This is a genomic window from Paraburkholderia sp. WS6, from assembly GCF_030464835.1.
Lineage (GTDB): Bacteria > Pseudomonadota > Gammaproteobacteria > Burkholderiales > Burkholderiaceae > Paraburkholderia > Paraburkholderia madseniana.
The window spans coordinates 137,605-156,611 of the sequence record NZ_JALQCK010000020.1 but is presented as its reverse complement, the minus strand read 5'-3'; the positions used below and the strand labels follow the sequence as shown (position 1 = coordinate 156,611).

General features: G+C 61.8%; 18 protein-coding genes. 6 read left to right on the top strand and 12 right to left on the bottom strand.

From position 1 onward, the window contains the following. The first annotated feature begins 458 nt into the window (after window positions 1-458). On the top strand, window positions 459-2,111 hold the full coding sequence (locus tag M0D64_RS23675; protein WP_266259488.1) for a cyclic nucleotide-binding domain-containing thioredoxin-disulfide reductase: 1,653 nt from the start codon (window positions 459-461) through the stop codon (window positions 2,109-2,111). A gap of 458 nt (window positions 2,112-2,569) precedes the next feature. Next, window positions 2,570-2,878 (top strand): hypothetical protein, encoded by a 309-nt coding sequence (locus tag M0D64_RS23670; RefSeq protein WP_266259487.1) that lies wholly within the window; start codon window positions 2,570-2,572, stop codon window positions 2,876-2,878. A 142-nt stretch (window positions 2,879-3,020) separates the two neighbouring features. Here M0D64_RS23670 and M0D64_RS23665 read toward each other — a convergent pair whose 3' ends face one another. From M0D64_RS23665 to M0D64_RS23640, 6 genes are all read right to left on the bottom strand, one after another. Continuing rightward, complete coding sequence (locus M0D64_RS23665) at window positions 3,021-3,848, bottom strand: ABC transporter permease (protein ID WP_266259486.1); 828 nt, start codon at window positions 3,846-3,848, stop codon at window positions 3,021-3,023. A gap of 38 nt (window positions 3,849-3,886) precedes the next feature. Next, window positions 3,887-5,140, bottom strand: a complete 1,254-nt coding sequence (locus M0D64_RS23660; RefSeq protein ID WP_266259498.1) for an ABC transporter permease — start codon at window positions 5,138-5,140, stop codon at window positions 3,887-3,889. 37 nt (window positions 5,141-5,177) lie between these two features. Then, on the bottom strand, window positions 5,178-6,224 hold the full coding sequence (locus M0D64_RS23655) for an ABC transporter substrate-binding protein (protein ID WP_093646128.1): 1,047 nt from the start codon (window positions 6,222-6,224) through the stop codon (window positions 5,178-5,180). Between the two features lies 1 nt (window position 6,225). After that, entirely contained in the window at window positions 6,226-7,407 is a 1,182-nt protein-coding gene (locus tag M0D64_RS23650) for an ABC transporter ATP-binding protein (RefSeq protein ID WP_266259485.1), read from the bottom strand. A gap of 32 nt (window positions 7,408-7,439) precedes the next feature. Then, window positions 7,440-8,603: an SRPBCC family protein gene (locus M0D64_RS23645; RefSeq protein WP_266259484.1), complete on the bottom strand. Its 1,164-nt coding sequence runs from the start codon at window positions 8,601-8,603 to the stop codon at window positions 7,440-7,442. A 182-nt stretch (window positions 8,604-8,785) separates the two neighbouring features. Then, window positions 8,786-9,712 (bottom strand): LysR family transcriptional regulator, encoded by a 927-nt coding sequence (locus M0D64_RS23640; protein WP_093646132.1) that lies wholly within the window; start codon window positions 9,710-9,712, stop codon window positions 8,786-8,788. Between the two features lie 272 nt (window positions 9,713-9,984). Here M0D64_RS23640 and M0D64_RS23635 point away from each other — a divergent pair, with 272 nt between their 5' ends. From M0D64_RS23635 to argE, 4 genes are read left to right on the top strand one after another with little or no spacing between them, the layout of a single operon-like run. Continuing rightward, window positions 9,985-11,343, top strand: a complete 1,359-nt coding sequence (locus tag M0D64_RS23635; protein WP_266259483.1) for an NAD(P)/FAD-dependent oxidoreductase — start codon at window positions 9,985-9,987, stop codon at window positions 11,341-11,343. 53 nt (window positions 11,344-11,396) lie between these two features. After that, window positions 11,397-11,834, top strand: coding sequence for a RidA family protein (locus M0D64_RS23630; protein WP_266259482.1), 438 nt, complete (start codon window positions 11,397-11,399; stop codon window positions 11,832-11,834). Window positions 11,835-11,844: 10 nt separating this feature from the next. Continuing rightward, window positions 11,845-12,522 carry a DUF1028 domain-containing protein gene (locus tag M0D64_RS23625; protein WP_266259481.1) on the top strand — a complete coding sequence of 226 codons (678 nt, stop codon included), beginning with the start codon at window positions 11,845-11,847 and terminating at the stop codon, window positions 12,520-12,522. Then, window positions 12,515-13,678, top strand: a complete 1,164-nt coding sequence (argE, locus tag M0D64_RS23620; RefSeq protein ID WP_266259480.1) for an acetylornithine deacetylase — start codon at window positions 12,515-12,517, stop codon at window positions 13,676-13,678. The genes M0D64_RS23625 and argE overlap by 8 nt, the downstream gene beginning before the upstream one ends. A 141-nt stretch (window positions 13,679-13,819) precedes the next feature. On the opposite strand, the gene M0D64_RS23615 is transcribed toward argE, so the two are convergent. The 6 genes from M0D64_RS23615 to M0D64_RS23590 form a co-directional block, all read right to left on the bottom strand. After that, complete coding sequence (locus M0D64_RS23615) at window positions 13,820-14,206, bottom strand: BON domain-containing protein (protein WP_266259479.1); 387 nt, start codon at window positions 14,204-14,206, stop codon at window positions 13,820-13,822. A 30-nt stretch (window positions 14,207-14,236) separates the two neighbouring features. Continuing rightward, window positions 14,237-15,382 carry a porin gene (locus M0D64_RS23610; RefSeq protein WP_266259478.1) on the bottom strand — a complete coding sequence of 382 codons (1,146 nt, stop codon included), beginning with the start codon at window positions 15,380-15,382 and terminating at the stop codon, window positions 14,237-14,239. Window positions 15,383-15,474: 92 nt separating this feature from the next. Then, the gene (locus tag M0D64_RS23605) at window positions 15,475-17,103 is read right to left on the bottom strand and encodes a 3-(methylthio)propionyl-CoA ligase (protein WP_266259477.1); all 1,629 of its coding nucleotides are present in this window, start codon (window positions 17,101-17,103) and stop codon (window positions 15,475-15,477) included. Window positions 17,104-17,145: 42 nt separating this feature from the next. Next, complete coding sequence (locus M0D64_RS23600) at window positions 17,146-17,502, bottom strand: Rieske 2Fe-2S domain-containing protein (RefSeq protein WP_266259476.1); 357 nt, start codon at window positions 17,500-17,502, stop codon at window positions 17,146-17,148. Window positions 17,503-17,573: 71 nt separating this feature from the next. Then, window positions 17,574-18,134 carry an alpha/beta hydrolase gene (locus M0D64_RS23595; RefSeq protein ID WP_266259475.1) on the bottom strand — a complete coding sequence of 187 codons (561 nt, stop codon included), beginning with the start codon at window positions 18,132-18,134 and terminating at the stop codon, window positions 17,574-17,576. A 19-nt stretch (window positions 18,135-18,153) separates the two neighbouring features. Further along, on the bottom strand, window positions 18,154-19,002 hold the full coding sequence (locus tag M0D64_RS23590; RefSeq protein ID WP_266259474.1) for a TauD/TfdA family dioxygenase: 849 nt from the start codon (window positions 19,000-19,002) through the stop codon (window positions 18,154-18,156). Window positions 19,003-19,007: the final 5 nt, after the last annotated feature.

Below are 19,007 nucleotides of genomic sequence, written 5' to 3'. Positions count from 1 at the left end.
CCGTCGCGCGCCCCCGAGCCCGCGGACATGGGCAGGCGTCGAACAAACCTCAAGACGAACAGCAGTTGAAGCGATGTGGGTAGATGACCCATATCGACCCGATTGCAGTCCGTCGCCAATCGCGTCCGGGTGTCTCAAACGGGTCGCCTGCTGCCGGTCGAGGCCTCGCGAGGTTGAAGATGTGCGACCGGGGAACTGGCTCCAGCGAATAAACGTTCGCATCCGAAAGTCATATACTGGCTTGGTCTGCCTGCTGTCTATCGCGTAGCTGTGGTATGCGTTCGCATAACTATTCGAACGGTTTTGGTGCGCTCGGTGCGGGAGACTAACGGCGTTGTGCCCGCCTCGGATCGAACGCCAGGGCTGAGCCGTCTGCTTGCGCATGTTCTTTTGGCCAGGCAGGCGACGTAAAACCAAGTGGACCGAGCTTCACCTCAATTGCCTGTTTGGACGAAGCCATGCTGACAATCGACGACATCCGGGCGATTCCACTGTTCTCAACACTCCCCGACAACGAACTGGAGCATCTCGCGCACACGTGCGCAGACCTGCATCTGTGCGCGGGTGAGTTCGCGGTCCATGAAGGTGGAGAGCGCGCACTGTACGCCGTTGTGTCCGGCAAGATGGAAGTCATCAAGACGTTCGACGGTATCGAGCGCACGCTGGGCTGGCGTCTGCCCGGAACCATCTTTGGCGAAGTGCCGCTCGCGCTGAGTTCGCCGTTTCCTGGTGCCTATCGGGCCGCGGAGCCGTCGCGTGTCATGCGCGTGGACGCCCAGCGTTACTACACACTCGCTGCCGCGTCGCCGGAAATTGCGGTCAAGATGGGCGCCCTTGCGCGCGAGCGCATTGGCGGACTGCAAGGCCTCTCCGCCGAGCCGCCCAAGATCCGCGTGACCATGATTGGAAGTCGCTGGGACACCGCTTGTACCGCGTTGCGCCAGTTCCTCGCCCGCAACCAGATCAGCTACGACTGGATGACACCGGATGCGCCCGAAGTGACGGCGCGCTGGCCTGGAACCTGTCCGCCAGAGCAGGATTGCCCGGCATTGCGACTGGTCGACGGGACGGTGCTGAGCCGACCTACGACACGAGAGCTTGCGGAGTTGCTGGGTCTGCAGACACAGCCTCGCCTCGCCGAATACGACACGATGATCATTGGTGGCGGGCCGGCCGGTCTCGCTGCGGCAGTGTACGGTGCGTCGGAAGGCTTGCGTACTGTGGTGCTGGAGCGCGAAGCGCCAGGTGGGCAGGCCGGGACCTCCTCGCGTATTGAGAATTACCTCGGCTTCCCCAACGGCGTGTCGGGCGACGAACTGGCGAGCCGTGCACTGCAGCAGGCAAGGCGGCTCGGTGCAGAGATTCTGGTGACACGGTCGGTCGCTCGAATCGATGTCGCCGGCCGTAGCGTTCACCTCGACGGAGGCGACGTCATCCGGGCGCGAACGATCATTCTCGCGACTGGCGTCACGTGGCGCCGCCTCGTGATCGACGGCTTCGACCGGTTTATCGGTAAAGGCATTTACTACGGCGCGTCACGCAGCGAAGCGAACGCTACTCACGGCCTCGACGTCTATCTGATCGGTGGTGGAAACTCGGCCGGCCAGGCAGCGTTGTACTTTGCCAATCATGCGCGCATGGTTACGCTTGTCCTGCGAGGCGATTCGCTGGAGAAGAGCATGTCTCGCTACCTCGTCGAGCAGCTTCGAGGGAAATCAAACGTAGGGGTGCAACTGCGATCGGAAGTAGTCGGTGCACACGGCGATACCCATCTGACAGCGATTGACGTACGCGATGGGTTGAGCGCAGAGGTGCGTCGACACGACTGTGGCGCATTGTTCGTTTTCATTGGCGCCGATGCTGAGACGGAGTGGTTGCCGGAAGAAATCGCACGCGATGTGCGCGGATACGTTCTCACTGGCGACGACGTCGTCAAGGCGGGACGCTGGTCCCATAGCCGGGATCCCTACCTCCTCGAATCGAGTGTTCCTGGCGTGTTTGCCTGTGGGGATGTGAGATTGAGCCCGGTCAAGCGCGTCGCTTCAGCGGTCGGCGAAGGCAGCATGGCGATCGCGTTCGCCCACAAATATTTGCAGCACGACGCGAGTTAGCATTGGGTGCGACGGTGAAGCGTATGTGGTATTGACTTGGACACACGCGGAGTTTCACGCCGCCCAGCAACGAGGTTGATCCGTTGCGCCAGGGAGCCGGCCGTCACCGGTTTCGGCTGCCAAGCACGCGATTGCGGGCTGTCACGGCTCAACGATCACGCCCTCTGACGTAAGGCATTAGCGAGCAGATTGAGGGGCAGGACCCATTAGAGGCAATTCCAAAAATCGAAATTCATCCTTGCGAATAATGCGCTTAATTATCAGCGACCGCTTTCCTAAACTTCGTATCACCTGCTATGGCCCTGAGCGGCGATCTGTGGTTCGCGTCACGTGCGCCACTGCGAACGGTCGCGCGAGTTTGTTTGATCGCCACGAGCCAAGCGTACAACGACCGCGATGGAAAAATACGAATGCATCGTTTGCGTCGAAATTCCAGTCCAAACAAGGAGGAACCGGTCATGAAGAAGACAACCAGCACATTAATCGCGGCCGTCGCCGCACTCACGCTGTCGGGTGGCGCTTATGCACAGGCCAACAACACGCTGGCAACCCCGAGTGTAGTGTCGCCGGCCGCCGCGTCGCCAGCCAATACATCGAGCGGCTACGGCGCGCCTGGCGCCACCAATTCGGACAGCGGCATGAGCGCCGCGTCGCCGAACTCGGGCATGCCGAATAGCACGAGCAATAGCTCGACGTCCCTCACTAACCTTCCTGGGAGTCACAACACGCTGGCGACTCCGAGCGTAGTGTCGCCGGCCGGCCAATAGTTCGAGTCCCTCGTTCGCCACCCATCGTAAGAAAGACCGCTGCCCTCACGGACAGCGGTCTTTTGTTTTTCTCCCTGCCCTCTTCCAGGCAGCGGCTTGCGGCACACCGACGGGTTGCATGCCCCCAGCTGGCCTCGATGCGTCAGATAAGAGCGTTGCTGGCTGCAGCCGCGCGGCCGCGCAGCCAGTTAATGCTCGCGAAGAGCAGCACGGCGAACACGATCAGCATCGTCGCCACGGCAAGGATCGACGGGTCGATCGAGTCGCGAATACCGCTCCACATCTGCCGAGGCACGGTTGTTTGATCCGGGCCGCCGATGAACAGAATGACGATGACTTCGTCGAACGAGGTCGCGAAAGCGAAGACGCTGCCGGTCGCGACCGCCGGTGTGATGAGCGGCAAGGTCACGCGTCTGAATGTGATCCAAGGCGTCGCGCCGAGCCCGGAAGCGGCGCGCAACAGACTCTGATCGAACGAAAGCAGTGACGCCGTCACGGTGATCACGACGAATGGCGTGCCGAGCGCCGCATGCGCCAGCACCACGCCGGGATACGAGTTCACCAGGCCGAGCGGCGCGAAGATCAGATAGAAGCCAGCCGCGACGACGACAATCGGCACGATCATCGGCGAGATGATGATCGGCATGATCAGCGAGCGCAGCGGAAACTGCGCGCGCGAAATGCCCAGCGCGGCGAGCGTGCCGAGACACGTGGCGATCAGCGTCGACGCCGCGCCGATGCCGATGCTGTTCAGGAGCGATCGTTGCCAGGCCGCGCTCGTGAGCGCCTGCTCATACCAGCGCAGCGAAAAGCCCTGCAACGGGTAGGAGAAGTACGAGCCCGAGTTGAACGAAAGCGGGATGATCGCGAGAATCGGCGCAATCAAAAAGAACAGTACAAGCGCGGTATGCAGCCGTACCCAGCGCGCTGCGACGCGTTCCGTCAGCACCGTGTTGCGTTTATCTGGCATATCGTTCCCTCGTCGTGTCCGCGTGTGTCAACCGAGTCTCAACCGAAGCGCAAGCGGTCGATGCCGACAATGCGGTTGAACAGGAAATAGAAGATCGCCGTAAAGATCACGAGATAGGCCGAGAGCGCACCGGCAAGGCCCCAGTTGAGTTGCGTGTTGGTCTGGATCGCGATGAGCTGACTGATCATCTCGTCGCCTGCGCCGCCGAGCAGCGCGGGCGTGATGTAGTAGCCGAGCGCGAGCACGAACACGAGGAAGCAGCCCGCCCCCACGCCCGGCAGCGTCTGCGGCATGTAGATCCGCACGAACGCGACGAACGGGTGCGCGCCAAGCGATTGGGCGGCCCGCACATACACGGGCGACACGCTCTTCATCACAGAGTAGATCGCGAGAATCATGTAGGGTAAAAGCACATGCGTCATGCCGATGAGCACACCCGCGCGGTTGAAGATGAGCGGCAGTGGATGTGTAGTGAGACCGAGCCCCATCAGCAGGCTGTTGATGACACCACCCGGTTGCAGCAAAACGTACCACGCGGTTGTGCGAACGAGCACCGAGGTCCAGAACGGTACGATCACAAAGAGCATCAGGCGGTTGCTGCTTTTCGCAGGCAAATTCGCGAGCAGCCATGCGACCGGATAGCCGAGCACGAGGCACAGCAGCGTGACCGTGGCGCTGATCGAGATCGTGCGCACGAACGCTTGTCGATAAATCGAAGCGTTGTCCGGCACGAACGCGACTGAACCTTGCGGCGTCACTTGCGCATCGACGGCCGCGAGCAGATAGTCCGGGGTCGGCGACGTGGCGGCGCGCTTCAGCAAGCGCCAGATCTCCGGCGAATTCCAGCGTGGGTCAAGTTCGACGAGCGCCGGTTTCCACGCCGGCGGCGCATCAGGGGGCAACTGGCGCGCGGTGCGCATCAACAGGCTACGGAACTCGGCCTGATCGAAGTTCAGCCGCCGCGCGACAGTGCCGAGCTGTCCGCTTTGCTGCGCCTCCCTGAGCCCCGCAGCGAGCAGCGCGAACGTGCGCTCGTCCGGCACGCCCCGCCCGTCCCATGCATCGAGCGCGCGCGTGAGCGCGGGCATGCTGTCGGGCACTTCGTGGTTCTCCACGCTGCGCGCGAGCAGGAGCGCGATCGGCGCGATGAACGTCGAAAGCAGAAACACGATCAGCGGGAGCGCGAGCAAAAGCGCCTGCACCGACGCACGGCGGCGCGCCTTTTGAAACGACGCGCGGCCATCGGCTCTCGTCGGAGAGCCCGGGGCCGTGGCTCGGGCCGAAGCGGGCATGTGGGTAGTCACGTTGGGCTCTCGTCGGACGATCGTGTTACTGCGTCAGCCACACCTGGAAGCGCTTATTGATCTGGTCCGCGTTGTCGGCCCAGAAGTTCGCGTTGATCTGCAAGGCGCGCTTGAAGTTCTCGGGTGCGGTCGGCAGATCGGCGAGGCGCTGCTTGTCGACCAGCGCGATTGCATCCTTGCGCGGCGGCGCATACGCGATGTACTTCGACAAATCCGCATACGCCTTCGGCTGCGACGCGGAGACGATGAATTTCGCGGCGGCGTCGGCGTGCTTCGCACCCGTCGGAACGGCCCACCAGTCGAAGTCGTAAACTTGTGCGTCCCAGACAGTCTTGAATGGCTTGTTGTCCTTCTTCGCGGCGTCGGAAATTCGCCCGTTGTAGGCCTGCGTCATCACAACCGCACCGTCTGCGAGCAACTGTGGCGCCTGGGCACCCGACTCCCACCACACGATGTTCTGCTTGATCGTGTCGAGCTTTTTGAAGGCGCGATCCACGCCGGCGGGCGTAGCGAGCACCTTGTAGACATCCTTCGGATCGACGCCGTCCGCAATCAGCGCCCATTCCATCGTTACCTTCGGCGACTTGCGCAGGCCGCGCTTACCGGGGAATTTCTGCAGATCGAAAAAGTCGTTGACGGTGGTCGGAGCGGTCTTCAGCTTGCTCGTGTCGTACGCGTAGACCGTGGACCACACCATGCTCGCAACCGCGCAATCGCTGATCGTGCCGGGGATGAAGTCGCTCGTCTTGCCGAGCGTCTTCTTGTCGAACTTCTGCAGCAGGCCTTCGTCGCAGGCAGTGATCGCATCGTTCGTTTCGAGGTCGATCAGGTCCCACGTGGTGTTCTTTGCCTGCTCCATCGCGGAGAGCTTCGCGAGGCCCCCGTCATACGATTCGGTCGAGAAGCCGATGCCGGTGGCTTGCGTGAACGGTTCGAAATAGGCTTTCTTGGCCGCCGCTTCGTACGCGCCGCCGAAGGTCACGACGGAAAGCGTCTCCGCCGCCTGGACGGTCACGGTAGCGAATGCGAGTACGGCGAGTGCGGCGCTTTGTGCTTTGATGAGAGTGCGCATGTCAGTTGGCTCCTGCTGGTGCGGTCGTGATGATGGAAGGTGAGAGCGGTGTGGATGCGGGGATCACGGGCGCGCTGCGTGGCACGCTCATCGCGAGAATCTTGCAGTCGTCGTGGCGCCATGCGATCTCGATCGCGCTGCCGGGCGAAGGCAGCGCATGGCGCTGCGTATTGGGCACTTTCACGACGAAGGAATCGCGTGAACCGAGCGCAAGGTGCACGCGATGATGATCGCCGCAATACACCAGTTCCTCGACGCGTGCGCGCACCACGTTGCTGTGTTCGTCGACGGGCGCACCTTCGGCGCTCGGGATATGTGCGCGTTCGGGGCGCAGCGCGAGCATCGCTTCGTCGCCGGCGCGCAGGCCGGGTTCGCAGCGGCCACGAATGACGCTGCCGTCCGAGAGCGCGAGCGTGGCCCACTCCTCGCTCGTGGTGACGACGCGCCCGGTCAGCCCGTTGTTTTCGCCGACGAAGTTGGCGACGAAGGCGTTCTGCGCGTTCTCATAGAGTTCGCTGGGCGTGGCGGCTTGCTGAATACGGCCATCGGAGAACACGGCAACGCGGTCCGACATCGTCAGCGCTTCGGCCTGGTCGTGCGTCACGTAGACGATCGTGAGCGACAGCTCGCGATGCAGGCGCATGATTTCGTATTGCATGGTTTCGCGCAGGCGCTTGTCGAGCGCGCCGAGCGGCTCGTCCATCAGCACGACGCTCGGCTCGAACACGAGCGCGCGAGCGAGTGCCACGCGCTGCTGCTGTCCGCCGGAGAGCTGCGCGGGACGCCGGTTCGCCAGATGCGGCAGTTCGACCATCTCGAGCGCGCGCTTCACGCGCGTCTTCTGCTCGGCGCGGCTTACGCGCCGCACGGAAAGCGGAAACGCGACATTCTCCGCAATCGTCAGATGGGGAAAGAGCGCGTAGTTCTGAAACACCATGCCGATGTCGCGCTGATGCGGAGGCTTGTCGTCGAGCCGCCGTCCGTCGAGGCGTATCTCGCCGCGCGTGGGCGATTCGAATCCCGCAAGCATCATGAGCGTCGTCGTCTTGCCCGAACCGGACGGCCCCAGCAGCGACAGGAATTCTCCCTTGCTCACGTCGAGGTTCAAGTCATCGACGACGTATTGCCCGCCGTCATACGACTTGCTTACGCCCGAGAACGAAATGAAGGAAGGGTTTGACATCGTGATCGCGTCCTGTCGATGGTGCGTCGTAATCAATGCGTTTCGAGCTGCATCGCGACGATTTTGCTAGCGACGTAGCGTGCGAAGTCGTAGTTGGGACGTTCGAGATAGCTCAAGTGGCCGGGTTTCGCGAGCGGCGCGTGCACGCCGCGAAAGACGGCTTCCACGCCGCGTTTATCTTCCGCGTTCACGTCGTCGAGCAGCTTCTTCAACGTCGTCATGTGCGCGTTGGCCTCGGTATCCGCGACGAACTCCGGCGCAAGCCCGCCGCCGAAGCGGATATGCACGCGGTCCACCCCTTGAGGCTGCAGCACGAGATACCAGAAGTAACCCGGCGTGAGCGTGACGAGATGCGTCGGGTAGATCGCGAGCAGCGCTGTGGTCTTGCGCCAATGTCCCGTGAGGCGCGTATTGTCCGGATGCGCGTTACCGATGGGCAAGGACGCTTCCTTCGTGATCCAATGATAGTTGAAGGCTGGATAGCCCGGCGGGCATTCCATTTCATCGAGCCGCGAATGCGGTCCTACCGTTGCGCGATGCAGCATGGGCAGGTGATAGCTTTCCATGAAGTTTTCCGCGAGGATCTTCCAGTTCGTGTCCCACACGTGCTCTTCATAGAAAGTTTCGATGTAGTCCGACATGCCGTACGCACCGATGAGCTCATTCAGTTTGGCGAGCTGCGCGTGAACGGGCGGCGCGTTTTCGTCGAGTGTCACGTAGATCCAGCCTTGCCATTCTTCGCAGCGCACGGCGGGCAGTTTGTAGCTTTCCTTGCAGAAGCCCTCTTGCCGATCCATGAGCGGCGCGCCTTGCAGCGCGCCGTCCAGTGAATAGTTCCAGGCGTGATAGGGGCAAACGATGCGGCGCAAGTTGCCGCGTCCTTCGAGCAGCACCGACATGCGATGCAGGCACACGTTCGACATCGCCTTGAGCTGCATCTGCTCGTCGCGCAATACGACGATCGGTTGGGCTCCAAGTCGAGTCGTCATGTAATCGCCGGGCACTTTGAGCGCACTGGCGCGGCCGACGCATTGCCATTCGCGCTCGAAGATAGCGCGCTCTTCCAGCGTGAGGAATTCGGGCGACGTATAGACACCGGGCGGCATCGCATGCGCATCGCTGAATGGCCGTTCGCAACCCGTCTGAAGTTCGTCGACCAGCGCTTGCACTGCGATCGTCCTTGCCGGGTTGGCCATGGTGTCCCCCTTGATTCGTCACGGTGAGAGCGCGGTAACGCGAGGCTTTGCGGCGTAGCGCTCAACATGGACACCAATCTATCAAGCCAAATTGCAAGGCAAAATATTGTTTTTAGATACAAAGCAAAGCTTTTGCCTATGCAGCGCGCGCAGGCTTAAAGCCGACGATCGCGCTTTCCTGATCATGCGTCGATATGCAGGCGCCGTATATAGGTCTCGCAGAATGACGTGAAGCGATGGACGACCTGGCGCGGCTTCATTGTGCGCGATTGCGCGATGCCGAGCATCGTTGCGTTGACGTTGTCTTTGAAACGCTTAATGACGAACTCTTCGCCATCCACGGTGCGATTCGATTTGAGCGGAAAGTTCAGGAGGCTATAGCCGAGACCGTTGGCCACCATGCCGCGCACGACTTCCGGCTGCGACGAGCGGAACGCAGGCACGGGGCGGCTGCCCACCGCATCGAAGAGCGCGGCGAAATACTCGCGGCTGTGCGGCAAGTCGAGCATCACGTAGGGCTCGGGCAAGAGGTCCGCGAGCGATACCTTGCGCGCGCGTGCCAGACGATGCGTCCTCGGCAGGATTGCATAGGGCGGCAGCGAGAGCAGCGGCGTAAAAGCGATCTCCTCTGTCAAATCGAGGCTGTAGGTGAGCGCAATGTCGAGCGAGCCGTCGTGCAGGCCGCGCAAGAGGCCATCCTGATGTGCCTCGACAGTGCGAAACGAGATACCCGCGTGCTCGTCGACGAATCGGCTGATCAGCCGCGGCATGAGCGGCGGCGCAAGCGAGACGAGGCAACCGAGCGTGATGACGCCCGTCATGCCGCCGTCCATTTCCTTCGCGGTCGTCTGCAATTCTTCCGCAATCTTCAGCAGATTGCGCGCTTGTCCGAGCAGATCGCGACCGGCTTGCGTGAGCGAGAGGCCGCTCGCGTGATGCCGTATGAAGAGTTGTACACCGAACGACACTTCGAGGTCCGCGAGCGCCGTCGAGATCGACGGCTGCGAGATGTGCAGACGCTTCGCGGCGGCAGTGAAAGACAGTGCTTCCGCGGTGACCACGAAATAGCGCAACTGGCGCAACGAGTAGCGCAACGGTTGACTCTCCATCGACAACGCTCCGTTTTCAAAGTCCTCAATTGGCGGCATTGTGAAGCGGTCAAAAAGGCTTGCATAGGCAAATTCGATGCTATGCATTTTTTAAATATATTTTTCAGATTCTGAACGGACGCGTAGATTTTCAGGAAAGACGAACGGACTGGGCGGTAACGCGCTGTCGGGAAACACTACCGGGTCCGCCACGATCGCGAGCGCTCGAAGGCCGCGATGCCGTGACGCCGCGATCGAATCGAAACATTCCGCCTTTTCGGAAGGACACAGCTATGACAGTGGAAACAACGTCAATCGACACGCTCGTAGTCGGCGCCGGTCAGGCCGGCGTCGCCATGAGCGAACATTTGAGCAAGCTTGGCGTGCCGCATCTCGTGCTGGAACGCGCTCGTATCGCCGAGCGCTGGCGCACGGGACGCTGGGATTCGCTGGTTGCCAATGGCCCCGCATGGCACGATCGTTTCCCCAATCTCGAGTTCGCCGACTTTGACCCCAACGCCTTCGCGTCGAAGGAACAGGTCGCGGACTATTTCGTCGCTTATGCGGAGAAGTTTGAAGCGCCGATCCGCACCGGCGTGGAAGTGAAGAAGGTCGTACGCAATGCTGGGCGCCAGGGTTTCACCATCGAAACATCGGAGGGCACGATCGAAGCCAATCGCGTGGTGGTCGCGACGGGGCCCTTCCAGCGCCCCGTCATCCCGGCAATCGCGCCGCAAGATTCGAGTCTTACGCAGATTCATTCCGCCGACTATCGCAATCCCGCCCAATTGCCCGAAGGGGGCGTATTGGTGGTGGGGGCCGGATCGTCAGGCGTGCAAATCGCGGACGAGTTGCAACGTGCGGGCAAGCGCGTCTATCTGTCGGTCGGAGCGCATGATCGCCCACCGCGCGCCTATCGCGGCCGCGACTTCTGCTGGTGGCTCGGCGTGCTCGGCGAATGGGATGCAGAGGTCATGAAGCCCGGCAGGGAGCACGTCACCATTGCGGTGAGCGGTTCGCGTGGCGGCCACACGGTGGACTTCCGGCGTCTCGCGAATCAGGGCATTACGCTCGTGGGCCTCACGAAATCGTTCAATGACGGCGCGGTGACCTTCGAAGCAGATCTTGCGGAGAACATCGCGCGCGGCGACGAAAACTATCTGTCGCTGCTGGACGCGGCCGACGCGTACGCCAAGCGCAACGGCCTCGATCTTCCCGAAGAGCCTGAAGCCCGCGTCATTCCCGCGGATCCGGAATGCGTGACGCACCCGTTGCACGATCTCGATCTGGCGAAAGCCGGCGTGACGTCGATTGTCTGGGCGACCGGATATGCAGTCGATTTCAGTTGGTTGAACGTCAACGCCTTCGATGAAAAGGGCAAGCCGAAACATCAGCGCGGCGTATCGAAGGAGCCTGGCATCTATTTCCTCGGTCTGCCCTGGCTATCGCGCCGAGGGTCCGCATTCATCTGGGGCGTGTGGCACGACGCTAAGCACATTGCCGATCACATCGTCACGCAGCGTAAATACCTGGCCTACTACGATGACTCGCAAGGCCAGGCACCGAGCCGCCGCGAGGAAAGCGTTGAAGGCGTTGAAAACACCTCAGCCAATTCGCGCATCCACAAAGTCAGCGAGATGGGCGTGAATTGATGCGTACGCCTCTTTAATCCGCAATCCATTTCTTCCTACATTAAGGTGCATTGATGAGCCAACCTACGCATACCCGTATCCGCATGTTCAACACGAAGGATACGTATCCGAACCAGACGCTCGACAACGATCTCTGTCAGGCCGTGCGCGCCGGCAACACGGTCTATGTACGCGGCCAGGTGGGCACGGACTTCGAAGGCCGCCTGATCGGCATCGGCGATCCGCGCGCCCAGGCCGAGCAAGCGATGAAGAACGTCAAGCAGTTGCTCGAAGAAGCGGGCAGCGACCTGTCTCACATCGTCAAGACCACGACGTTCTTGACCGACATCCGCTACCGCGAACCGGTCTATCAGGAAGTCGGCAAGTGGTTGAAGGGCGTGTTTCCTATTTCGACCGGCCTGGTGGTGGTTGCGTTGGGTCAGCCGCAGTGGTTGATGGAAATCGACGTTATCGCGGTCATTCCGGATGGATGGACGCCGCCGAAAGCCTAAGGAGCGGGACATGACATTCTCTATCGTCGGACGCTGTCCGGCATCCGGGCAGCTTGGCATCGCGATCAGTTCGTCCAGCATCGCGGTGGGCGCTCGATGCCCATGGTTGCGCGCAGGCGTGGGCGCGGTGGCGACGCAGAACGTCACCCTGCCCGCGCTCGGCCCGCAGATTCTCGATCTTCTGGAGAACGGGCAATTCGATCCCGCCGCCGCATTGGACCGCGTACTCGGAGCGAGCGAGTGGAGCGAGTATCGCCAGGTGACGGTGATCGATGGCCAGGGGCGCACGGCGTTCTTCAGCGGCAAGGAAGCGCTCGGCACGTATCACGCTGTCGCCGGCAAGCAGTGCGTAGCCGCAGGCAACATGCTCACCGGCATCGAAGTGATCGAGGCAATGCTTCCGGCGTTCGAGCAGGCATCCGGCACGCTTGCCGATCGTCTCCTCGCGGCCATGCATGCCGCAATGGCCGCCGGCGGCGAAGCGGGCCCGGTGCATTCGGCGGCGCTCAAGATCGTGGGCGACGTGAGCTGGCCGATCGTCGATTTGCGCGTCGATTGGATTGATGACGATCCCATCGGTCAACTCGACACTCTATGGCAAGCATATCGGCCGCAGATGCAGGACTACTTGACCCGCGCGTTGAATCCGACTGCCGCGCCCAGCTACGGAGTGCCCGGCAATGAATGACCGATCCAGCCGTGCGCTGCTCGAACGGCTGATCGGCTTCGCCACGGTCAGCCGGGACTCCAATCTGGACATGATCGAGTTCATTCGTTTCTACCTGGAGGAACTCGGTGTCGAAAGCGAGCTGTTCTACAACGCCGAGCGCACCAAGGCGAATCTGTTCGCGAGCATCGGTCCGCGTGAGCACGGCGGCATCATGCTGTCCGGCCACACCGACGTGGTGCCTGTCGATGGTCAGGCGTGGACCGTCGATCCATTCCGTCTCACCGAACGCAACGGGCGGTTGTATGGCCGCGGCACGGCCGACATGAAGGGTTTCATCGCCTCGGTGCTGGCGGCGGTGCCCGGGTTTCTCCAGCGCGAGCTGAAGCAGCCAGTTCACCTGGCTTTTTCGTACGACGAGGAAGTCGGCTGCCTCGGCGTGCGGCCGATGCTGGCGGAACTGGAGCGGCGTGCGCACAAGCCGGCCCTGTGCCTGATCGGCGAGCCGACCGAACTTAAGCCGGTGCTGGGCCACAAGGGCAAGCTGGCGATGCGCTGTCAGGTGAAAGGCGCGCCTTGCCATTCGGCCTATGCGCCGTATGGCGTCAACGCCATTCAATACGCGGCTCGGATGATCGGCCGTCTTGAAGAGATCGGCGAGCAGTTGGCGCAGCCCGAGCATCACGACGAGCGATTCGATCCGCCCTTCTCTACCGTGCAGACGGGCGTGATCAAAGGCGGCCGTGCGCTCAACATCGTGCCGGCCGAATGCGAATTCGACTTCGAAGTGCGCGCGCTGCCAGGCTTCGACGCAAACCAGGTAGCCGACGAGTTGCTGACCTACGCCGAGGCTGAGTTGCTGCCGAAGATGCGCGCAGTGCAGTCCGACACCGACATCCGCCTTCAACCGCTCTCCGCCTATCCGGGATTGGCTACCCCGCCCGACAGCGAAGCGGCGCGTCTTTTGGCGCTGCTTAGCGGTTCCGTTGAGTTCGGCACGGTCGCATTCGGCACCGAGGGCGGGCTCTTCGATCAGGCGGGCATTCCAACGGTGGTCTGCGGACCCGGCAGCATGGACCAGGGGCATAAGCCGGACGAATTCGTCACCGTCGAACAATTGCACAAGTGCGATGCGATGCTGGCTCGTTTGGGAGATTACATTTCGGCCGCGTCGTGAGACGTTTATAGCGAGGCCACTGTCTCGCAAGGAAGCAGTGGCTGCCTGAGGCCGCCTGATCGGGCGTCGCCACGGATGGCTAGATGTCGGCGTGGCCAGTTGTCTTCGGCCTCGCCGTACTCCGTGCTTGACTACGGCAGTTTACATGCCGCCAAACGGTTTCTTCACCGTCAGCTTGTTGGTCACGGACGTCACTCCGGGAACGCCCCTGGCGATCGCCTCGGCCTTGCCGATCTGGGCAGCTTCCGTGACCGTGCCATTTAGTGTCACCGCGCCGTCTTTCGCGATGACACTGATGTCTCCGGCGCTGATTTCCTTGTCCTTCCCGATGGCGGCATAAATCTTACGGCGCAGGGCACGGTCCGCTTTCCTGCCCGCGTGAGCCACAGCGCCCGATGCCGCCATCACGGACGCACCTTGCGCACTGGCCGGTGCACTGGCTGCGTCACCGGTCTGGGACCACGCCGTCGTGGACGCTGCAACGAACCATGCGGCGACCAACAACTCGAGTGCCTTGATTGTTTTCATGGATTACTCCGGTTCATGAAGGTGACGAAATCAGAAACTATGGCGAATGCCGACCATGGCCGCAGTAGTGGAGACACCCGGCGCAACCGGAGCCCCATAGATGATCGTCTGGTTCATCGTCCCCTTGTTGTCGACATAGCCGACTTGCGCGTACGCCTTGGTCCTTGGGGACAGGTTGTATTCGGCACCCACTGCGATTTCGCTCGAGTGATTCGCTGAATGGTTCCGGTCCTTCAGGTAGTAGTAGCCGGACGTGATCTTGAAGCGCGGATTGAATTGGTAGCCGAGGCCACCCGACACCATTTCGAAGTCAACGGTGCTGCTCTTCGCCGGGTTCTTGCCGATGCCGTACGAGGCGGACATAGAAAACCCGCTGATCGTATACATCGCGCCGAAATAGTAGAAGCGGTTATTGCTCTGGCCTGTCGCAGGCGCAGCCGGCGCCGCCGGATAGGTCAGCGGGAACGGATTGGTGTCATGTCCGTTGTAGTACACAGCGGACAGGTTCAGACCGTAATTCGAATACTTGAGCACAGCCGACTCACGCGTGCCGCCCTGGAACTGCCCTGCGACGCCACCCGGTGCATACTCTAGCGCAAGCGACGCGCCATAGAATTTTGGCGAACTGTAGACCAACGCATTGCTGTCATAAAGGGCGCCGATTGGAGCATTCGTGCTGGTGCCGGGCCAGCCGGCCGCCTGATTGATGCCGAGCCACGCAGTCAGGATACTGCCGAAATACTGCGCGCCGCGTACGTCGGTTTCCGCCATCGCGTAGATCATCGGGATGATCTGCCGGCCGGCGTCGAACGTGCCAAACGGCCCGGATGCCCCGATCGTTGCATACTGGTTGAAGATTGCGGTCGTGCCCGGCGTATCGGACAGCCCGAACTTGCCGTTCGTGGTGTTGAACGTGCCTTGCAGCTTGAAGTTGATCTTGTAGCCGCCGCCAATATCTTCGCTTCCCTTCAGGCCCCAGTAGCTGGCATAGATGCCGCCGTCCTTGAGTTGATAGACATGCCCCTGGTTACGCGCAGTCGGCAGGAACGTTGCGGTCGAGGTGCTCTGATACAGGAATCCATTGTCGAGTACGCCGTAGAGCGTAACCGACGACTGGGCATGGGCTGATGCTGAAAAAACTATCAGCACTGCCAGGCTGCCTGACTTCAATTTCATTGTATCTCCTCCTGGTTTTGGGTGCGCCGGGTGGACCCGGCAGCTTATCGCTTGTTGCTCGAATGAAACTGTGTTGCTGCCACGTCGGTGTCTCAGGCCGACAGGTAGTAATCGCCGAACTGATTCCGTAACTGGTTCTTGAGCACCTTGCCCGTTGCACCGAGCGGCACCGAGTCGACGAACACCACGGCGTCCGGCTTCCACCACTTCGCAACCCGGGCGTCAAAGAACGTGAGCAGTTCGTCCGCGGCGAGCGTGCTACCCGGTTTCTTCACGATCAGGAGCAGCGGCCGCTCATCCCACTTCGGATGCCGCGCGGCGATGCATACCGCCGTCGTGACTTCGGGGTGCAGGTACGCGACGTTTTCGATATCGGTCGAACTGATCCATTCGCCGCCGGACTTGATGACGTCCTTGCTGCGATCCGTAATCTGCATGAAGCCGTCGGGATCGATCCTGGCCACATCGCCGGTCGGGAACCAGCCGTCGCGCAGCGGTGGTGTGTCGTCACTGCCGAAATACTCCCGCGCGACCCAATGACCGCGCACGAGAAGGTCGCCAGTTGCAGTACTGTCCCACGGCAGCGCCTTGCCTTCCAGGTCGACGATTTTCATGTCGATGCCGAACACCGGGCGCCCCTGCTTCGCCTGAAGCGCGTAGCGCTCTTCCACGTCCAGAGAAACCTGATGTGCCTTAAAACTGCAGACGGTGCCAACCGGGCTCAATTCCGTCATGCCCCATGCATGCACGACGTCGACGCGATGGCGCTCCTGGAACGCCGTCGTCATCGCTGTCGGGCAGGGAGCGCCGCCGATAATCGTGCGCTTCATCGACGAAAACGAACCCGTGATCGCGTCGACATGCGCAAGCAGTCCCTGCCAGACTGTCGGCACGCCGGCCGACAGCGTGACCTGTTCGCCCTCGATCAGTTCATGGAGCGACTTGCCGTCCAGCGCCGGCCCCGGAAACACCAGCTTTGCACCCACCATGCAGGCGATATACGGCAGTCCCCACGCGTTCACATGGAACATCGGCACGACCGGGAGGATCACATCGCGCGCCGAACAGTTCAGCGAATCCGGTAGCGCCGCCGCGTAAGTGTGCAACAGGGTCGAGCGGTGGCTGTATAGCACTCCCTTCGGATTGCCGGTCGTCCCGGACGTGTAGCACAGCGATGACGCGCTGTTTTCGTCCAGCAGCGGCCAGTCGAAAGCGTCGCTTTGACCGTCGACGAGATCTTCGTAGCACAGCAGCATCGCCGACAGGCCATGGTCTCGCGGCATGTGCGCGCGATCGGTCATTGCAACGAAGACCTTCGGGCTCTTGACCCGCGGCGCGACGCTCTCGATCAGCGGTAGAAACGTGAGATCAAAGAACACAACGCGATCTTCCGCATGCTCGATGATGTACGCGAGCTGGTCGACGTGGAGCCGCGGGTTGAGCGTATGCAACACGGACCCGGACCCCGATACCGCGAAGTACAGCTCCATGTGCCGGTAGCCATTCCACGCCAGCGTCCCTACCCGCTCTCCCGGCTTGATGCCGAGGCCTGCCAGGGCGTTTGCCATGCGGCGCGCGCGTTGCGCAAGATCCCGGTACCGATACCGGTGAATGTCACCTTCGACCCGTCGCGACACGATTTCCTGTTCGCCGTGATGGCGTTCAGCATGCGTGAGCAGCGAAGCGACCAGTAGCGGCTGTTGCATCATCAAACCTTGCATCCTTGTTCCCCTGAATGGCTGTATGTTCCCGCGCGGCCCGGATCACGGTGCCGAATTGCACACCGGTGCCTGCACGGAACTGGCGACCGGATCCTCAAGACTCACGACCAGCTTCCCGTCGACGACCCGAACCGGGAAAGTCGTCAGACTCAACCCGCCTGCGCCCGGCATGCAGCCGGTTCGCAGGTCGAAACGCAGACCGTGCGCCGGGCAGCGCAGCACGCACCCCTCAAGCTGACCGCCTGCGACCGAGGCCCCGTTGTGGGGACACGCGTTGTCGATTGCGTGGATCGTGCCATCAATGTTGAACAGAACAATGCTGCGGCCATCGACGAAAGCCAGCTTGCGCTGACCTGGCGCGAGTTCATCGACCACACCAACCGGTATCTGACGTGACATTGCCTGCTCCTTTATCTTCGGACTGCCAACAGCATAGCTCTGACAATCGCCTCGGCGAGAGTGGCTTCTGATCATTCAAGTTCATGGATCAGCGCCTCCGCCATCGGCCATTCACCAAACCCTGCCGCTGGATTCAGGTGACCGACTTCGCCGAGGTCGACGAGCCGACTGCCCCACTCTTTCGCCATCGCCGCGGTACGCTCGAACTGCGCGAGCGGATCGTTGCGGCTCGCACCGACAATGCTCGGAAACGGGAGCGGCTCTCGTGGAATCGGCTGCCAACCGTTCTGGGCGAGCGCATCGAAGGCCGGATAGCCTGCCGGCAGCGGCGTCTCGAGGTCGGCCGGAGCGGCGAGCAGTGCACCGTGAATCTTGCGGCTGTGCTGCTGGGCCCAATGCACCGTGATCATCACGCCCGCGCTATGCGCGACCAGGATCACCGGGCCATCGATTTTCTCGAGGGCAGCATCGAGCGCCGCGACGCGTGCCGCGCAACTGAGTTTGTCGTGCTCGAGCGGCGGCACCGAGACCGCCTTGGACAACTTTTGCTCCAGCAGCGTTTGCCAATGCTCCGCGACGTGGTCGCGTAAGCCCGGCACTATCAGGATGGTTGGTGTCATATCGAGAGTCATGAAGCGGTCTCCATCCTGATCAGTACGGCTTGTCACCGATAATTCCGGCGCGCTCCATCTTGCGGTGACACGGCGGGTAGTCCATCACCGCATAGTGCTGCGTGCTGCGGTTGTCCCAGATCGCGATGCTGTTAGGTTTCCAACGCCAGCGGACCTGGTACTCGGGAATGTAGGCCTGACTGATGAGATAGCGCAGCAGGTCACCCGCGCCCGGATTGGCATCCTGCCCGAAGCGCACGCGCGCCGGCGTGTGGTAATTGGTGAAATGGGTGGTAAAGGCGCTCACGAACAACACCTTCTCACCGGTCTCCGGGTGCGTGCGCACGACCGGATGCTCCGCGTCCGGGAATTGCGCCTTAAGAGCGAGCCGCTTTTCGATCGGCATCGCAGCACCGAAGCTCGCCTCGATGCTGTGGCGGGCGCGCAGGTCTGCGATCTGGGTCTTGATGTGGCCTGGCAAGTTCGCGTAGGCGAGGACCATGTTTGCCCACATCGTGTCGCCGCCAACCGGCGGGCACTCCACGCAGCGCAGGACAGCGCCGAACTGCGGCGCCTCGCGCCAGGTGGCATCCGCGTGCCACGCGTTTTCATACCGGTCGTTGGGCTGATCCGGGTTTTTGTAGATGCGCACGAGGCCCGGATATTCGGGATCGCTGCCGGCGACGGGATGGTCTTCCAGCGCGCCGAAACGGCGCGCGAATGCGACGTGCTCGGCGCGCGAGATATCCTGGTCGCGCAGGAACAGCACCCTGTGCTCAAGCAGCGCCGCCCGGATCCCGGCAAACAGGCTGTCATCGTGGATGGCATCGGCGAGATTCACCCCGACCAGTTCGGCACCGATGGCACACGTCAATTGTTCGACTCGCATGGCCC

Excerpts from the sequence above, each read along its gene's own strand:
- argE (WP_266259480.1), top strand. The coding sequence starts at position 12,515 with ATGAATGACCGATCCAGCCGTGCGCTGCTCGAACGGCTGATCGGCTTC.
- M0D64_RS23665 (WP_266259486.1), bottom strand. The coding sequence starts at position 3,848 with ATGCCAGATAAACGCAACACGGTGCTGACGGAACGCGTCGCAGCGCGC.
- M0D64_RS23610 (WP_266259478.1), bottom strand. The coding sequence starts at position 15,382 with ATGAAATTGAAGTCAGGCAGCCTGGCAGTGCTGATAGTTTTTTCAGCA.
- M0D64_RS23655 (WP_093646128.1), bottom strand. The coding sequence starts at position 6,224 with ATGCGCACTCTCATCAAAGCACAAAGCGCCGCACTCGCCGTACTCGCA.
- M0D64_RS23600 (WP_266259476.1), bottom strand. The coding sequence starts at position 17,502 with ATGTCACGTCAGATACCGGTTGGTGTGGTCGATGAACTCGCGCCAGGT.
- M0D64_RS23650 (WP_266259485.1), bottom strand. The coding sequence starts at position 7,407 with ATGTCAAACCCTTCCTTCATTTCGTTCTCGGGCGTAAGCAAGTCGTAT.
- M0D64_RS23630 (WP_266259482.1), top strand. The coding sequence starts at position 11,397 with ATGAGCCAACCTACGCATACCCGTATCCGCATGTTCAACACGAAGGAT.
- M0D64_RS23660 (WP_266259498.1), bottom strand. The coding sequence starts at position 5,140 with ATGCCCGCTTCGGCCCGAGCCACGGCCCCGGGCTCTCCGACGAGAGCC.
- M0D64_RS23605 (WP_266259477.1), bottom strand. The coding sequence starts at position 17,103 with ATGCAAGGTTTGATGATGCAACAGCCGCTACTGGTCGCTTCGCTGCTC.
- M0D64_RS23615 (WP_266259479.1), bottom strand. The coding sequence starts at position 14,206 with ATGAAAACAATCAAGGCACTCGAGTTGTTGGTCGCCGCATGGTTCGTT.
- M0D64_RS23670 (WP_266259487.1), top strand. The coding sequence starts at position 2,570 with ATGAAGAAGACAACCAGCACATTAATCGCGGCCGTCGCCGCACTCACG.
- M0D64_RS23675 (WP_266259488.1), top strand. The coding sequence starts at position 459 with ATGCTGACAATCGACGACATCCGGGCGATTCCACTGTTCTCAACACTC.
- M0D64_RS23635 (WP_266259483.1), top strand. The coding sequence starts at position 9,985 with ATGACAGTGGAAACAACGTCAATCGACACGCTCGTAGTCGGCGCCGGT.
- M0D64_RS23590 (WP_266259474.1), bottom strand. The coding sequence starts at position 19,002 with ATGCGAGTCGAACAATTGACGTGTGCCATCGGTGCCGAACTGGTCGGG.
- M0D64_RS23625 (WP_266259481.1), top strand. The coding sequence starts at position 11,845 with ATGACATTCTCTATCGTCGGACGCTGTCCGGCATCCGGGCAGCTTGGC.
- M0D64_RS23595 (WP_266259475.1), bottom strand. The coding sequence starts at position 18,134 with ATGACTCTCGATATGACACCAACCATCCTGATAGTGCCGGGCTTACGC.
- M0D64_RS23640 (WP_093646132.1), bottom strand. The coding sequence starts at position 9,712 with ATGGAGAGTCAACCGTTGCGCTACTCGTTGCGCCAGTTGCGCTATTTC.
- M0D64_RS23645 (WP_266259484.1), bottom strand. The coding sequence starts at position 8,603 with ATGGCCAACCCGGCAAGGACGATCGCAGTGCAAGCGCTGGTCGACGAA.